This is a genomic window from Kitasatospora sp. NPDC004614, assembly GCF_042873675.1.
Taxonomy (GTDB): domain Bacteria; phylum Actinomycetota; class Actinomycetes; order Streptomycetales; family Streptomycetaceae; genus Kitasatospora.
Genome location: NZ_JBIALR010000005.1, coordinates 293,367 through 308,647, shown reverse-complemented (window position 1 = coordinate 308,647; position 15,281 = coordinate 293,367). Strand labels below are relative to the sequence as shown.

At 73.7% G+C, this 15,281-nt stretch carries 13 protein-coding genes; 7 read left to right on the top strand and 6 right to left on the bottom strand.

Features of this window, described 5'->3' with window-relative positions; translation table 11 throughout:
- Positions 1–205: 205 nt before the first annotated feature.
- Both ACFYST_RS15345 and ACFYST_RS15340 read left to right on the top strand, forming a co-directional pair.
- Positions 206–829, top strand: coding sequence for a hypothetical protein (locus tag ACFYST_RS15345; protein ID WP_387862523.1), 624 nt, complete (start codon positions 206–208; stop codon positions 827–829).
- 374 nt (positions 830–1,203) lie between these two features.
- On the top strand, positions 1,204–2,052 hold the full coding sequence (locus ACFYST_RS15340; protein WP_387862520.1) for an NAD(P)H-binding protein: 849 nt from the start codon (positions 1,204–1,206) through the stop codon (positions 2,050–2,052).
- Between the two features lie 381 nt (positions 2,053–2,433).
- On the opposite strand, the gene ACFYST_RS15335 is transcribed toward ACFYST_RS15340, so the two are convergent.
- Positions 2,434–3,192: a hypothetical protein gene (locus ACFYST_RS15335; protein WP_387862517.1), complete on the bottom strand. Its 759-nt coding sequence runs from the start codon at positions 3,190–3,192 to the stop codon at positions 2,434–2,436.
- Between the two features lie 318 nt (positions 3,193–3,510).
- On the opposite strand from ACFYST_RS15335, the gene ACFYST_RS15330 reads away from it, so the two are divergent.
- Positions 3,511–4,551, top strand: a complete 1,041-nt coding sequence (locus tag ACFYST_RS15330; RefSeq protein WP_387862515.1) for a hypothetical protein — start codon at positions 3,511–3,513, stop codon at positions 4,549–4,551.
- A 341-nt stretch (positions 4,552–4,892) separates the two neighbouring features.
- Here the strand turns inward: ACFYST_RS15330 and ACFYST_RS15325 are convergent, their stop codons facing one another.
- Both ACFYST_RS15325 and ACFYST_RS15320 read right to left on the bottom strand, forming a co-directional pair.
- Positions 4,893–5,228, bottom strand: a complete 336-nt coding sequence (locus ACFYST_RS15325; protein ID WP_387862513.1) for a hypothetical protein — start codon at positions 5,226–5,228, stop codon at positions 4,893–4,895.
- A 438-nt stretch (positions 5,229–5,666) separates the two neighbouring features.
- Positions 5,667–6,419, bottom strand: a complete 753-nt coding sequence (locus ACFYST_RS15320; RefSeq protein ID WP_387862510.1) for a hypothetical protein — start codon at positions 6,417–6,419, stop codon at positions 5,667–5,669.
- A 563-nt stretch (positions 6,420–6,982) separates the two neighbouring features.
- Here ACFYST_RS15320 and ACFYST_RS15315 point away from each other — a divergent pair.
- Together ACFYST_RS15315 and ACFYST_RS15310 are read left to right on the top strand one after the other, a co-directional pair.
- Positions 6,983–7,879, top strand: coding sequence for a hypothetical protein (locus ACFYST_RS15315; RefSeq protein WP_387862508.1), 897 nt, complete (start codon positions 6,983–6,985; stop codon positions 7,877–7,879).
- Positions 7,880–8,298: 419 nt separating this feature from the next.
- A complete protein-coding gene (locus tag ACFYST_RS15310; RefSeq protein ID WP_387862505.1) occupies positions 8,299–8,487 on the top strand; it encodes a hypothetical protein in 189 nt (62 codons plus the stop codon).
- Positions 8,488–9,094: 607 nt separating this feature from the next.
- Here ACFYST_RS15310 and ACFYST_RS15305 read toward each other — a convergent pair.
- Both ACFYST_RS15305 and ACFYST_RS15300 read right to left on the bottom strand, forming a co-directional pair.
- The gene (locus ACFYST_RS15305) at positions 9,095–10,195 is read right to left on the bottom strand and encodes a CU044_5270 family protein (protein ID WP_387862503.1); all 1,101 of its coding nucleotides are present in this window, start codon (positions 10,193–10,195) and stop codon (positions 9,095–9,097) included.
- Positions 10,192–10,944 carry an RNA polymerase sigma factor gene (locus ACFYST_RS15300; RefSeq protein WP_387862500.1) on the bottom strand — a complete coding sequence of 251 codons (753 nt, stop codon included), beginning with the start codon at positions 10,942–10,944 and terminating at the stop codon, positions 10,192–10,194. Before ACFYST_RS15300 ends, ACFYST_RS15305 begins: the two co-directional genes overlap by 4 nt.
- Before the next feature lie 150 nt (positions 10,945–11,094).
- Between ACFYST_RS15300 and ACFYST_RS15295 the strand changes: the two genes are divergently transcribed.
- Positions 11,095–12,693 (top strand): serine protease, encoded by a 1,599-nt coding sequence (locus tag ACFYST_RS15295; RefSeq protein ID WP_387862497.1) that lies wholly within the window; start codon positions 11,095–11,097, stop codon positions 12,691–12,693.
- Positions 12,694–13,322: 629 nt separating this feature from the next.
- Here ACFYST_RS15295 and ACFYST_RS15290 read toward each other — a convergent pair.
- The gene (locus ACFYST_RS15290; RefSeq protein WP_387862494.1) at positions 13,323–13,790 is read right to left on the bottom strand and encodes an OsmC family protein; all 468 of its coding nucleotides are present in this window, start codon (positions 13,788–13,790) and stop codon (positions 13,323–13,325) included.
- Positions 13,791–14,592: 802 nt separating this feature from the next.
- On the opposite strand from ACFYST_RS15290, the gene ACFYST_RS15285 reads away from it, so the two are divergent.
- The gene (locus tag ACFYST_RS15285) at positions 14,593–15,135 is read left to right on the top strand and encodes an SMI1/KNR4 family protein (RefSeq protein ID WP_387862491.1); all 543 of its coding nucleotides are present in this window, start codon (positions 14,593–14,595) and stop codon (positions 15,133–15,135) included.
- The last annotated feature ends 146 nt before the right edge of the window (positions 15,136–15,281 follow it).

Below are 15,281 nucleotides of genomic sequence, written 5' to 3'. Positions count from 1 at the left end.
GGTTCGATTGGTGGGAAGGCCGGCTCGGGGCTGGAGCGGCGCTGGGACAGCGTTCTCGCCATGGCCCGGGCGAGGCACTCCCCTGGTGCGACGGCGGACCTCACCGCCGTTGACGATCAGCTTCGGGCCGTGGTCCTCATCCAGCAGCGATCTTGATCGCATAACCAGGTGTCTGTCGGTCCGAGGATCACTAGCCTGAGCGGCCGTGAGCACGAATATCCACGGCGGCATCGAATTCCGCCATCCCGGCGTCGACGCCGGCTACTACGACGGCGAGCCGTGGGTCATGGCGATGGACCTGTGGCCGCTGTACGACCAGAGCGACTACGCAGCCTTCGGCTGCCTCTTCGGAGTGCGCAACTACGCGGGCTTCCGTCCTCTCGCCGCCGACCGTGGCCTTCCTCCTGACCTGTCGGGTGGCCTGCGGGCCGAACTGGAGCAGGTGGTGGAGGCTGGGGACCTCCACGGCGCTACCTGGGCCAGCTGGGCGGAGATCACCCGGCTCGACCCTGCTTCCACGCCCGACCACTACACCGGCCGGTTGACCTGGTCGACGGTGTCACTGCCTTCGCTCCTGCACCAGCAACTCGTACCCAACCAGTGGCCTCCGGAAGTACCCGACGCTGTAGGCCCGCCACCTCTCGGCCTCGACCGTTCCGCTCACCCCACGGAATGGAACACTGGAGACCTGCGCTGCTGCTACGAGCCCCTGACCGCCGGCTCCCTCCTGGGCAGTCCCTCCCAATGGCCGCACGTCTTCGCCGTGATGAAGGCGCTGGCGGGCCGCTTCGGCGAGAAGGAAGTTCGGCTCGTCGTCGCCTTCGACTGATGCGCGTACACCTGCTCGTCGATACCGATCATGCAGCTCCGGGCAAGCGCTTTCGGATCCGCATCAACGGTGCCCTCCGCCCGGAGGGCACCAAGTGCGAGTCCGCGGCGTACAGCTCGATATGACGTCCGCAAGGTCCCGGTCGCGGGCCTCACCGCTGCCGGCCGGACTCCGGCGGCCGCGATGGCGATCGGCGTCCGTGCTTCGGCGTGCTTCGGCGTGCCGCTCGGGCAGCGCCGGGAGTCGTGTGCGGGCGGCGCGCGACCCGGCACGGCTTCCGGGCTCGTCGGCGCGAGGGCCCGCCTTGACTTGAAGTGCGCTTGAATTTCTAGGGTCCCTTCCAGTTGCTCGTCCGACGAAGGGGGAAGACGCTCGTGATCCTCGTGACAGGGGCCACCGGGAACATCGGGAGTGTTCTGCTGAAGGAATTGCGGGCGTGCGGCGCCGGCCCGATCAGGGGGCTCACCCGTGATGCTGCACGGGCCGCGTTCCCCGAGGGGGTCGAAGTCGTCGAGGGCGACTTCGCCGGGGCAGCGTCGCTGGGATCCGCTCTGGAGGGTGTGCGATCGCTGTTCCTCGTGTCACGCCTGGGCCCGGACGCCGACGTCCTCGATGCCGCCCGGCGGGCGGGTGTGGAGCATGTCGTGCTCGTCTCGTCCATCACCGTCCAGACCCATCCGCACCTCGGCCCTGCCGCGGAGAACCTCGCTGTCGAGCGGCTGCTCCAGGACAGCGGCATGGCCTGGACGATCCTCCGGCCGACGCAGTTCGCCTCGAACGCCCTGCTGTGGGCTGCGTCGGTCCGCGAGCGGGAGACGGTCCGCATGCCGTACGCGGACGTCGGGCTGCCCACGATCCACCCTGCGGACATCGCGGCCGTGGCGCGCGTCGCTCTGACCGAGCCCGGCCACCGGGGCCGGACGTACGCACTGACCGGTCCGGAGCAGGTGTCAGCCCGTCAGCAGGTCGCGTCCGTCGCGGCGGTACTCGGACGGGAGGTGCCGTTCGCCGAGATCAGCCGGGAGGAGGCCCATGCGCAGATGGCCGCGGTCTTCGGCGCCGGGACTGCGGATGCGGTGCTCGACGTGATGGGCGGAGACGTCAACGAGGCGCTGCGGCGGGTGCGCGACACGGTCGCACAGGTCACCGGCTCGGCGGCCAGGCCCTTCCGGCAGTGGGCGTCGGAGAACGCTGCGGCCTTCCGCTGGGCTTCCTCGCCTTGAGCAGGGTCGCTCCGACGCGACCGGGCGCGTCCCGGTGCGCGCGCCGGCACGTGTGACAAGTCCGGCCGTGCGATGCCGTTCGGGGCCGGATGCCGTCCCCGCCTCGGGCTTCGCCTCGTCGCTTCCGGTCCGCGGGAAAGCAGCCTTCGGCCCGTTCCCGGCCGGAGACATCCGTGGTCCGGCGGTCTGCGACCCGGGGCACGGGCACCCGGTGCCGGCGCTGTCCCCAGCAGCCGGCCGGGACGACCGGGTCGACTCGATCCGCCCGGCTGATCGGCGCGGTGGCCGCCGGCTGCGGCCTGTGCCTGCCCGGGCCGGTGTCGGCGGTGTGTGCCGGGCCGGATGTTCTCCGACCTGAGGCCCGGAGCTCCTGACTGCCCGTCAGGACGTGCACTTCGGCAGAAGATCCTGGTCGTACGTGTAGCCGTAGTCGTCCAGGTAGGTGTCGCTGACATAGACGTTGGCGTTGCCGGAGTCGTCATCGGTCCTCAGCCAGGTCGTGCTGACGCGGCTCGTCTCCGGCGAGGTGTAGCTCTGCCCGGTCTTCCAGCACTTGAAGGAGTTACGCCCCTTGTAGAGCCGGCCGGCGTGGCTGGAGGTGTTGGCGTCCGGTGTCCGGTGGTTCCACTGGTTGAGGATCGTGTCGAGGTGGACGGCCGAGGATGCCGTGGTGGTCTTCGCGGCGTTCTCGGACGGCGCGGCCGTGCTGACCCCCGCCGTCGCGGTCAGGACGAACGCGGCCGCGGCCGCCGTGGTGGCCGCGCGCTTCGCGGCGGACGTGATCAGGTTGCGTGACGTGGGGACTCTCCCGTCGGCTTCCTGGTGCTGACGCCCGGCCCGGCCCGGCCCGGCCCGGCTCGTGGCGATTCTTTCGACGGCGGCGGTCGGCGCGTTGAGGATTCTTGCTCGGAGCCCGCCCCGGTCGCCGTCCGCCGCGGCCCGGCCCCGACCGCGTTTTGAGGGCTCACCGGCGCTCGGCTGGGCGTGGCCTTGCGCGGCGCCCCGGGGTTGAGGGGCATGGGCTGTGCGCTCTTCGACCGGGCCGTCGCCGTGACGGTCCGCGTCAGCACCGCCCAGGACGCCTACGGGGGTTCGAGGTCGAGGTCGGACGGCGTGCGCCGGAGGGACGTCCAGGACCACCGCGTCCTCACGTGAGAAGTGCGCGGCCGCACCGCCGAGTTGGCGAACGGCGCCGCCCCGGACGGCGTCACCGTCGAAGCCTGGCGCCGCCCCGCGACTCGTACCGCCGTCCGCACCGAACGCACGGGCCTTGGGATCCGGTCATGACGGCCGGAGGGGCCTCTCGCCGGACGGCGCCGGGGCGGGCCTGCGCGAGAATGAGCCCGACATGGACCGGATCCGTGCCGGCCTCACCGCCGTGACCGGCGTCGCGGCGCTCACCGGCGTTGCCGCGGGGGGTCGCACGGGCGCAGCGAGGGGGTTGATGTGGCGGCGGTCATGGTGGATGTGGCGGTTCCCGACGTGTTGCGGCCGGTGGTGGATGTGGCGGCGTTGCCGGCGGGCCCCGGTGGTGCGGGGGCGGCGTGGCTGGTGCTGTCGGGGGGCGGGCGGCTGGCGCGGTGGTGGCCGGCGACCGGTGAGGTGCGGGACGTGGCCCGGTATCGGGAGGAGGGGCCGGCGTCCGAGTGCGGTGACGGCGTTCGGCTGCGGCTTCATGTGTCCCGGTGCGGCCGTTGGGCGGCGGTGGTTCAGGACCGCGGTCGGTACGGCGTCGTGGTCGATCTCGCCACCGGTTCGCCGGCGTTGGGGTTGGACGGCGGGGACTACTGCTGTGAAACGGTTCCGTTCGCGTTGGCGTTCGCCGAGTACGGCGGCCGGCCGGTCGTCGTCCATCGCACGGACTGGAACCGGTTGGACGTCACCGATCTCGCGTCCGGCGAGGTGCTGACGGCGCGGCACGGCCCGGACGGCGACGGGGAGGGTGCGGAGCTCGACTTCGACTACTTCCACGGCGCGCTGTCGCTGAGTCCTGACGGGAGTCGTCTCTACGACGGCGGCTGGGTGTGGCACCCGTGGGGGATGCCGGCGGTGTGGAGCCTGACCGCCTGGCTGCACGACAACCCGCGTGAGTCCGAGGACGGGCCCAGCCATGCGGTGTATCCCGAGGTCTCGGAGTGGGACGGGCCCATGGTGTGGATCGACGACCGGCGGATCGCGGTGTTCGACCGGAACGGTGCCGTCCACGTCCTCGACCCCGCCTCGGTCGAACTGCGCTCGCCGGGCATCCGATGGATCAAGGCGGTCGCGACGTTCCCCTGGCCGGTCGGCGATTTCGGTTTCTTCACCGACGGTGAGCATCTGCTGATCGCCGACGAGGCCGGTCTGCGGGGCGTCGACATCACCGGCGGGCGGCAGGTGTTCGCGATCGACGGGTTCCGCCCGACGCGTCAGGATCGGCACACCGGAACGCTGATCCAGGTCGGCGGCGCCGATGCGCGGTTGTGGACGCCGCCGAAGTGGGCTGCGCGCGCCGGCTGAGCTTCCGTTTTCCGCCGGGCGCCGGGCGGGGGAACGTCCGGGGGCCCACGGGCGAACGGATCATGTCCGGCTCCCGGCCGGAGGCCACCGCCGCCCGTGCCGCCCATCTCGCCTGCGGCCCCGCCCCGGCCGGCCCGTCTCATCCGCCTGCCGCCCCCTGGTCGCCGCAGGTGGAACCGCCGGCGCGGGCAGGCAGGCGGGGCCCGGCCCGGCCGGGAGCAGTCACAGCAGACCCGGGACGGCGGCGCAGCCGGCCGTAGGCGGCCCCGCAGGACCGCCCGGTCTGCCCTCGCGGCCATGGTTCTCGTGCGCAAAGCCGGCGCGGCTCGCGGGGGCGTGTCTCACACCAGGGTGATGGTGACCTTGGCGCCGCCGTCTTCCGTGATCTTGCAGTCGTAGAGGGAGCCGTCGGTCTGGCTGGTCGCGATCGTGGTCTGCGAGGCGTCGGTCCAGTGCAGGCGGACGGATCCGTTCGCGACGCTGTTGCCGGGCCACGCGGTCTTCTTCACGTCGACCTGGACGACCACTTCGTCGGTTCCCTTGAGTGACAGTTCGCACTCCGCATACCCGCGGCCGTTCTCGACCTTGACCGGTTCGTGCTGGTACGGGATGAAGGCCAGGACGTAGTCGCCCGCGTTTCCGTCGGCCGCGACAAGTTGGACCTGCATCTTCGACATGGGAACTCCTCTGCATGGGAACTCCTCTGCGTGCGCTGCCATGTGCGCGCCGATCTTCCCGCGACTCCTGCGCTGGACACGACAAGGTTCACTCGATCGGGTTCAGATCCGAGCGAGGTTCCGCATGCCGACGTCGAAAGTGATAGGAGCGGCGTCCTGGGGTGCTGGTGCGTCGGCTCTCGGCCGGCCGGAGAGTCCGGAAGGGGCAGGCACGGACACGGCTCCGCGGGGCGCACTCGGGAAGGCCGCGAGCAGGCGGATCGCCCGCCGGACGGCCTCGTCCGGGCCGAACCGGCAGGCCATGCCCAGCGGCCCGTCGGCGCACCCGCTCCAGCAGCGCCAGGAGCCGGGTCGGACGGCGCGCGGCTCTGCCGCCGGGCAGTGCCCGGCGGCCGGCGGCGCGGGCGTGGCAGGGCGCTGCGGTCTTCTTCGTCGTCATCATGGTGCCGCGCCCGCTCCGGTGTTCCGGGTTGGGGAGGGGGCGTGGTCGGTGGATGCGGGTGGGCGGTTGGCGTGGGTGTACTCGTGGGCGATGTTGAAGACGCTGGCGCATGCCGGGCATTGCGCGCGGCCGAAGAGGTGGGCGATCCCGTCGGCGAGCGCCGTCTGCCCGTCGCGGACCGCCGTCCGGCGCATCCACCGGCCGGTTCCGGTGAGTTCCTCGGCGACGGCCGGCCGTAGTTCGCTTCGCAGTTCCTCGGCGCCGTCCCACACCTGTGCGTAGCGTCCGTACCGGCCGACGACGATCTTCGTCTCCGCGGCGCAGTGCGGGCATTGCCGCTCGTAGATGTCGTCCGTGAAGCCCTCGACGGCGTTCGCCCAGTGGTATTCCTGCGCGACAGCGAGCAGGGCGCGGAAGGAGACGAGGTAGTCGGCCGGCCGTGACCGCAGGTGCCGGTCCAGCGTCTCGCCGAACTGCGTGATGGTGTCTGTGCAGTCGGCCGGCAGGTCGTCGCGGTCGTGGTGTCCGGCCGCACGTTCGAGGATCCGCCCTGCCATGGCGCGGGCGGGCGCGCTGTGCGGCGCGAGGCGTGTCAGCTGCGGCAGGGCGGCGAAGCCGGCCGGGAAGACCAGGTCGCCTTCGAGGACGAGCCGCCAGTCCAGTTCCTGCCAGGCGTCCGCGTCGTCGCGGTGTTCCAGCCGGGTCAGGAGCGCCGGGACGCGGTCGACGTCGAATCTGCTGTCGTACATGCGTGCCCGGTCCCCCGCCCCGGTATTGAACACCGGACGCCCGACGTCCGGAGCCGGGGCGCTGCGTGCCGGCGGCCGGCGTGGGGATCTGGGTGGTGGTGTCGCCGGGCGGCGTCTTCCGATGTCTCCGCGCATCCGTGCCCCCGGTGACACCCGCCACTCCCCCGCCTCCACCCGCCACCGCAGGCACGGGCCGGCGGCACCGGCTGATCCCCCGGCGACGACAAACCGCGGATTCGCAGGCGGGGCCGCCGGCTCCCGTTCGGTCGGCGTGGGCAGCATCGACGGGCCCAGCCGCTCGGCCTCCCGATCGGTGGCGCACCGCGGGCGCTCCGGCCGGCCGATGCGGGCGGCGGGCTGTGCCCGGCTCCGGCCGGTGCGCTGTCGCGGCGCGGCTGCGGTGCGGCCGCGGTGCGCCGCGACGTTTCCGACGTGACGTGCCGAGTGCCGTCGCAGCACCCTGTCCCTTGCGCTGGACCGGGCGGGGGTGGCGCGGGGCCCGTTGGCCGGTCGGGTTGGCCGTTGGGCGGACGGCGGGTGGGCGGCGGCGGTAGCGTGCGGGCATGCGGATCGCTGAACGCCTTTGCCTGGCAACGGTCTTGGGGATTTTCTGCTTCGCGGCGAGCGGGTGTTCGGGGGGAGGTTCGCCGGCGGCGGACGCGGGCTCCGGCACCGGTACGGCCGGGGCCGGAGCGGTGGTCGGTGCCGAGGGCACGGAGTTCGGGTCCGATCACATTCGGCAGATCGTCGAGTCGGTGTACGTGCCCGGCACGGCGGGGCTGCACGGCGGAGAGGTGTTCCGCCCCGGGCAGGGCAAGCCGCTGGCCCTGTCGCCCTGCCGGGTGGAGCAGCCGGCGTCCGGGGTGGGGGTCGACGACAAGGTCCGGGTCGGGCCTGCGACGGTGCCCGTGCCGGCGGCGCTCTACGAGTTGCGGGTTCCGGCGGAGTCGGACGGGATGTGGGCGAGCGTGTACGTGCTCGCGCCGGGCGCGGACACCGCGAAGCTGCTCGTGGACCTGCTGGCGGCGGGTCAGGCGTGCGGGTCGCGCACGGTGGCGGCCGCGGACCCCTCGTCGCGGGCCTCCGCGCGGGTGGTGAGCACCTCGTGGACCACCATGGGCACGGACGGTCCGGGGGTGGCGGTGATCAGCGCGTCGGCGCCCGGGGCCGGCGCGACGGCTGCGCCGAAGGGGCCGAACTGGACCGTCGGCCCGGACGGAAAGCTCGCGCCGGACGGCGACCTGACGGCCTTCCGCACGGCCGGCCCGGGGTTCCTGGACTACGGCGAGGCCGTGTTCTACGGCACCAACGGCCGGATCCTGGTCGAGGTGGCCGTGGTCGGCCAGAACCATTCCTCGGCGGGCCCGGCGTCCGACGTCCCGGCCGTGGAGGAGGCGTACCCGGCCGCGCAGCGGGCACTGAAGGAACTGCTCGCCGGGTTCCGGGGCCTGCCGGACTGACCCGGGGCCGGCCCGGCCGGGACGGTGTCCTTGTCCGTCAGGGGCGTCAGGGGCGGTTCTGTGCGGGCCGGTCGACGGCGGCGGGTCGGCCGTCGACCGGGCAAGCCCGGCCGCGGGCGTGCGCTACCGCAGCAGGAAGTCGTGGACGGCCCGGCGTCCGGCGGGGTTCTCGGCCCGGTTCCGCACCGAGCGGGCGGCTCCGGGGACGATCACTTTCCGCGGGTCTCCCGCCGCCCCCTGACGGCCCGACACAGGCGGTCGCAAGGTCCGGCCCGGCAGCCACCCCCCGCACCGACACACATTTCCCCAAGTGACGCGTTTCAGCGAGGGGTGACGGCCCGTCAGACGCCTGCACCGCTGGTGCACGGGCACCGCGCACCAGGCACAGCCGCCCCCTCGCCCCAATCCGGGAGCCTGCCATGACCAAGAAGCAGCAGCGCCCGCCGCTCAACCAGCGCGCCGCCATGATCTTCCCGCTCGGGGCCCTGTGCGCCACCGCCGCCGGCATCCTGACCGTAGTCGCCGGAGCCACACTGGCCACCGGCGCGCTGACCGCAGGAGGCACCTTCGCGGGCGCCGTTGTCTTCTTCCATCCGATCATCGAATAGCCCCGGCCCACGCCCACGGGCACCCCCTTCAGCCCGAACGCCAGTACGCCCCTGCTCCTGGCCCCGGACCATGGGCCGCCGCGAGCCAGGCCCCGGCCTCCTCCGGCCCGGCCGAGGCATCCCGCCCCACACTCAGCCGCGCCGATTCTCCCGTCCGGCCGCGCTCCGCCACCCCAGCGCGTCCCCGGCCTGAACGGGCGGCCAGGCCGCCTGCACGGCGGACCGGCCGAACTGTCCGAGCAGCCACACACCTCACCGGCCCGGCAACCACGGCAGGCAGGACCACACGTGTCGGCAACGGGTGAAACGAGGGCCACGGACGGCGGATCAGACGCGGGCCGCTCGGCGATCTCTTGATCGGGCAGTGCGGGCGCCCGCCGGTGCCGGTCGGGCCGGCCAGTAGGTGCGTCAGTTCCTGTGGCCGCGGGGGATGGCGAGGGTGCGCGCCGGCCGGCCGGAGCTGGAGGTCACGCTCCCCACCGGCAGGCCTGGAACGCCACCGCGGCCAGGTCACCGTCCGCTGATCCGGTCGTTCGGCCCGTCCGCCGGCTCGGGGGTTGGGTGAGTCGGGGGCGGCGCGGGGCCGGCCGGTCGGCTGCCGCCCGCGTCACCGGTCTGTTGAGGGGAGTTGGCCGGCCCGGTCGACGGCGGCCTTCGTGAGGACCGCCGAGGTGCCGACCACCGTCCCGGTGGGCCCTGTCTCGCCGGCCTCGGTGAGGACGGTGCGCTCGCCGAGGAACGCGTACGTGGTCCGGTCGAAGACCCACTGGGTCTGCTGCCCGTGTGCCGTACGCGCCACGGCGATGCCTTCGCGTCCGGCGGCGTCGACGGCCGAAGCAACCTCCGTGACTCCCGGGATCCGCCCGGCGGCCCGGTAGAGCGCGGCGCTGACCTGTGGCGGTGCCCAGGTCTCGGCCAGCAGGTCGCCGATCGCCGTGAACGCCCGCTGGTCCGGGTCCTGGCCCTTGCCGCGGGTCTGTTCCCTGATGAGCTTCAGCAGGGCGTCCGGGTCGGTGGGCAGCGAGGCGACGTAGGCGTTGGTCGGTTCACCGACCGACGGACCGTTCCGGCGCGGGGTGTCGGGCCGGGCGGTCTCCCCCGGCCGGTCGAGGTGGAGGACCGGTCCGTTCTCGCCGAGCCGGGTGTCGGGCCCGCCTTCCTCGCGCAGCAGGCCGGGGCGGGTGCCGTCGGCGGACAGCCAGACCTGCCGGGTGTGTACGGGAGCCATGGTCACGGGACCGCCCGCCGTGCTCTGAGCCGCGTAGGCGACCCTGCTCTCGACGTAGACGAACTGGTCGGCGCGGACCGTCGACTGCTCCGCTCCGGCGGCGAGCGCGACGCGGTCGAGCAGCCGTACCGCGCGGGACGTGCCGGTGGTGCCGTCCCCGGTCACCGCCGCGCGGTCGTGCCCGGCCGGACCCCCGGGGCCGGCTGTCACGACGCCGACGACCGCGAGGGCGCAGGCCAGCGCCGGCACCGCGATCCGGACCGGATGCCGGTACCGGGCCGGACGCCGGGTGGTTCCGCCCTGCGGTCCGGCGGACGCGGCGGACGCGGCGGCCCTGTGCAACACCTCCCGTCTCAGCAGTAGTTGACGATCCGGGTCCAGGCCGGGCACGGCCGGCGGGGGCAGCAGCTCGGCGAGTTCGCGGCGCTCGTCCCGCGCGGAGGGCGGACGCTGCGTATCGCGCTGTGGGGTGGCGTTCATCCGTGGCTCTCCCGGATCGACTGGATCGAGCGGATCGACGGCCGGAGCGCGGGGATGCGGCCCGGTACGGGCAGGGCGGCGACGGCGGAGGGGGTCCGTGAGGTCCGTCCTTCCGCCGCGGGGGGCTTTCCGGTTCCGGTGGGCCGCTGCCGCGCCGGCGGGACGCGGGTCTCGGCCCCGGCCCTGGCCCTGGCCCTGGCGTCGGCCCTGGCCTGGGCCCTGGCTTCCGCCTCGGTGAGTTCACGCAGTCGGGCCCGGGCCCGGGAGAGCCGCGAGCGGACGGTGCCGACCGGCGTGCCGAGCGCCTCGGCCGCGCTCGCGTAGTCCAGCCCGGCCCACACCACGAGGGTGAAGACCTCCCGGTCGCGGCGCCGGAGCCGGGCGAGCGCGCGGTGCGCGGCACGCAGGTGCTCGGCGTCCGCGAGGTGCGCGACCAGGTCGTCGGTGAAGTCCGGGACCGAGCCGCGTTCCGGGAGCCGGGCGAGCGCGATGTCCCGGCGCCGGCGGGCCCGGGCGGTGCGGCGCATGATGTTGGTCGCGATCCCCAGCAGCCACGGGCGCAGCCCGTCACCGTCGGGGTGCAGTTTCTCCCGGCCCCGCCACGCTTCCAGGAAGGTCGTCGAGACGACGTCCTCGGCCTCCGCCCAGTCGCCCGTCACGCGCAGGGCGTAGCGGTACAGCACCTGGGCGTGCTCGTCGTACAGCTCGCCCAGGGCGTCGGGGTCGCCGCGGCGAAGACGCGTTCTCATGAGTGCTTCCACGCTCTGCCCTGCCCGGTCCGCTGCCCGGGTTCCGGTGACTTGTGTCACAGGTGCCGGCCGCGCCCTGGGGGGGTGGTGGCGCTGCGGATTGTGGTCCGGATCACAGGAACTCCGGGGCCGGTCCGAGCAGTACAGAGCATGATCACTACTTCCGCTCCCCGCTCCGTTCCTCGTTCGGTTCCCCGGCGCGGCGCCCTGCGGGCCCTGGCTGTCGCCGTCGTCCTGGTCGGCACCTCGACTCCCGCCTTCGGTGGCGCGGCCTTCGCCGCGGGGCCGCAGACGTTCACCCTCACCATCAAGCACGTGGACCGGGCCGGCCAGCCGGCCGCGAAGTACCGCACCCATGTCGCCGGGGTCTTCAAGGACGGCGGTGAGGAGTTCCTCGAGCAGCAGGACGCCTCCGGCGTCACCACCGTGCGGCTGCCCAGGGGCCGGTACCTGCTGGACAGCACCATGAGCTCGACCCAGGGGGCGAGCGGCACGATCGGGACGGACTGGATCGTCCAGCCGCGCCTCGACCTCGACCGGGACACCACCGTCACCGTCGACGCGCGGACCACCGTCCCCGTCGACGTCCGCCCCCCGGACGGCTCCGCGAGCTTCGTGCACGGTTCGACGGTCGTCGAGGTCACGCACCAGGGTGTCACCAGGAGCGGCAACGTCGTCAACGGGTCGCCGAACCTGCGCGTGGCCCACCTGGGGCCCGAGACCGAAGCCGGGGCGCTGAAGCAGTGGATCGACGTCAACTGGAAGACCGACACCGTCAACTACGCGCTCGGCCGGACCTTCACCGGCACCCGTGCGCTGACCGGGCTCACCCGGCACTACTCCGCGCAGGAGCTGGCCACCTTGAACATCCGTAGCGCCGCCGGGCCGGGCAGCACGGGGACCGCGCACTTCAGCCTCCTGCCGACCGACGGAGCGGCCCTCGGCGTCTCCCGGTCCTTGCCGACGCCCGGCACCGCCACCTTCCTCGTCGCGCCCGAGCGCGGCACCTGGGACATCGGCTTCACCGTCCCCCGCGCCGACGGCACCGCGCCGAACTCCTACGCCGCCGACCGCATCGCCGTACGGGCCGGGGCCACGGTCACCCAGACCTTCGACGGCCCGGTCTTCGGCCCCGCGCTCACCGACCGTCCCGCCGTCTCGCGCGAGGGCGACCGGATCACCGCGAACGTCGCGCTGCTCGCCGACGGTGACGGCCACGCGCCGTGGAGCCCGTCGTTCGACACCGCGCACACGTCGTTGTACCGCGACGGCGTGCTGGTCGGCGCCGTGTCCGACGCGCCCGGACGCGGTGAGTTCACCGTGCCTTCGGGCCGGGCCTCGTACCGTCTGGCCACGACGGTGACCCGCAAGGCCGCGGCCGGCGCGACCACCCGTGTGAACGCGTCGTGGACCTTCGCCTCGGCCACCACGGCCGGGCCGACCGCGCTCCCGGTGAGCGTCGTGCGGTTCTCCCCCGAGCTCAGCCCGGCCGGCACCGCGGCGGGCGGCAGTGCGCTCCGGATTCCGGTCACCGTGCAGGGAGCCGCCGCGGACGGGCGTACCCGCTCGCTGACCGTCTCGGCGTCCACCGACGGCGGTGCCTCGTGGACCCGCCTCGCGCTCGAAGCGGGCGCGGTGACGGTCCAAAACCCGTCGGCCGGCACCGGTGTCTCCCTGCGCGCCGAGCTGACCGACGCCGACGGCAACACCCTCGACCAGACCATCACCGACGCCTACCGCACCCAGTGACGCCGTCGGCCGTCTGAGGCCGCTTTCGGGAACCCGCCGGGCCGTGCCGGCCCCGCTCCGGGTCGCGCCGGCGCCGGGAGCGGCCTGGTGGCGTGTGGCTGCGGTGCTGCGGGCGAACGGGTCGACGCCGGAGCAGTGGGATGCGGCGGCCGCGGAGGCGCGTGCGGCGTGGTCGCCGTTCGGCGCGGCGGTGGCCGCTGTCACGGTGGTGGGGCCGGCCGCGGTGAGGTTCCCCCGAGGTCCGGCAACCTTCCGCACCTCGGGGGAACCTCACACCGCCGCGCTCGAGGGGGTCGTCGTGGCGGTGGGCGCGTTCGCGGCCCTGACCTGCGGGATGGTGGCACGTTTGGGGGGCTGCGTTCGGCGTTACGGGTGCTGCTCTGGGCGCTCTGCGGGGTGGCGGTGGTCACCGCGTTCGGTCTGCTGATGGACGTGATCACGCTGATGACCGGTGAAGGGGTGGACAGTTGGGTGGCCGCCGCGAACCGCGCGCTGGCGGCCGTCGGCGCGCTGCTGCTTGCGGCAACCGCCCGGGCCGACCGTCGCCCGGCCGCCGGTGCCACTGCGTCGGCACCCTCCCTCGCCCCGACACTTCGCCGGACGTCGGCCGTGCTGCGGGTGAACGGGGTTCACTGCCTGCCGGGAGCGGGGCTCAGCGCGACGTGTACGGTCGGCGGCTGCTGCAGGGTGTGGTGGACGGTGCAGTTCGACGCCACCGCGAGCAGCGCGTCGCGGCGTGCCGGGTCGAGGCCGGGGGGCACGTCGACGGTGACGGTGACATCGGTGACCCGGGCCGGGCGGTCGGTGGCCATCGTGAATTCGGCGTCCACCCGCAGGCCCTCGGCCCCCACTCCGTGGCGGGCCAGGTAGCGGCCGGCGTAGAACGCCACGCAGGAGGCCAGGGACGCCGCGAACAACTCCGTGGGCGTCGGCCCGCTGTCGTCGCCCCCGGCGTCCACCGGCTGGTCCACGACCAGCCGGTGGCCGCGGATCGCGACCGCGTAGGCGTCACCCGAGGCGTGATCCACCCGGATCCGTCCCGAAGGCAGGGGCTCGTTCGCCCCGAGGTGCTGGACGGGGGGCTCGGTCGCGGACATGGCGGGCTCCAGGATGTTCGAGGGATCGGGGGGGCGTGGTACGGCTGTGTCTCCCATTGACGGGCCCGGAACGCCGCCGTCCCAAGGGCCGAACGGCCCCGACAGGGCCGCCGTTGCTCCCGTGCCCGCGTCTCCCTGTGTACCCCGCCCGGTATCTGCCCCCGAGGTGCCGCACCGCGCGCCGCGCGCCTGCCGGGACAAGCGGGTTCCACCTGTGCCTCGCGGCGGATCACGGGCCGGCGCCGGCGCCGGGGCCGGCGACCGGGGCCGGGGCCGGCGACCGGGGCCGGCGGCCGTGTGGGGTGCGGCCGCGAGCGGAGTCCGGCGCGCCATGACGGCCTGTAGCGGGTACCCCGGCGGACAGGGCGAGGGAGCGGCAGGTGTACTGACGTCGCGCCGGCTCTCGAAGCCGGTCGGAAGCGGGGCTCCGTCCCGGTCGGCCGCCGTGCGGGGGCCGTGGGCGCGGCGGGTGTCCGGCGCCCGGCCGATACGGGCGCGGGCGCGGGCGCGGGGGACGTCGGCGGTCGGTGCGGTCGGCGGCCGGACGAACACGCGTCCGGGCACCGGGCGGGAAGCGCTGTGGGTCCGGTTCCCGTCCGGCGCTGACGGCTCGTGCCGCCGGGCGGATAGGTTGCCGGGCCGCGCACCCGCCTGGTTCTGTTCACGAGAATGGCCAGCAGATGCTCACCACTTCGGGAGGCACCGCGCTCGGCGCCTGTTCGATGTTCATGAGAACTGGCAGCACGCCCGTGGGCATCGGAGTGCAGGATCAGATGTCGGCTGCCTCTGTGAATATCTTCCCGTGACCAACACGTGTGATCGGCGCCCCGATGAGGCCACACTCGCTGCCCTGCGTTCCGCGTTCGCGCCGGAGTGGCGGGAGCTGGCGCTGGGAGATGAGGGCGTTGCGGAGTGGGAAGCCGAGAACGGTGTGACGCTTCCGGAGCCCTACCGGACCTTCATCGCCGAGATCAGCAACGGCAGCAGCCTGGGACCGGCCGAAGACGGCGGTCTCCAACCGCTGGGATGGCTCCCCGCGAGCTGGCCGGACCTGGGGCCCCGCCTGCCGGGCGAACCGTTTCCCCTGGAGGCCGCCTGGCCCTGGGAGGACGACGAGAACGTCGATGCCGACGATCCACGCATCGATGCCGTGTTCACGCACGGGTCGGTTGTTCTCGGCTCCGACGATGGCCAGTCGTTCTGGCTGCTGGTGACGGCAGGGCCCCATCGCGGTGAGGTCTGGATGGTGTCCGATGTCGGCGCAATCCCGGTGCCCGGCGCCGAGGCCTGGGGCTTCGCCGAGTGGGTCGCGCACTGGCAGTCAGGCAACGACTGGTGGGCTTGAGCCAGTAACCGGGCACTGTCACAACTCGCGAGCAGTTCGATTTCCGCCGGCTGCTCGGGTGCCTCCCGAAGTGGTGAGCATCTGCTGTCCGTTCCCGTGAACAAAGCCACCCGCCGCCCTGCCGGCCGCCGCGGACACTCCGGGGA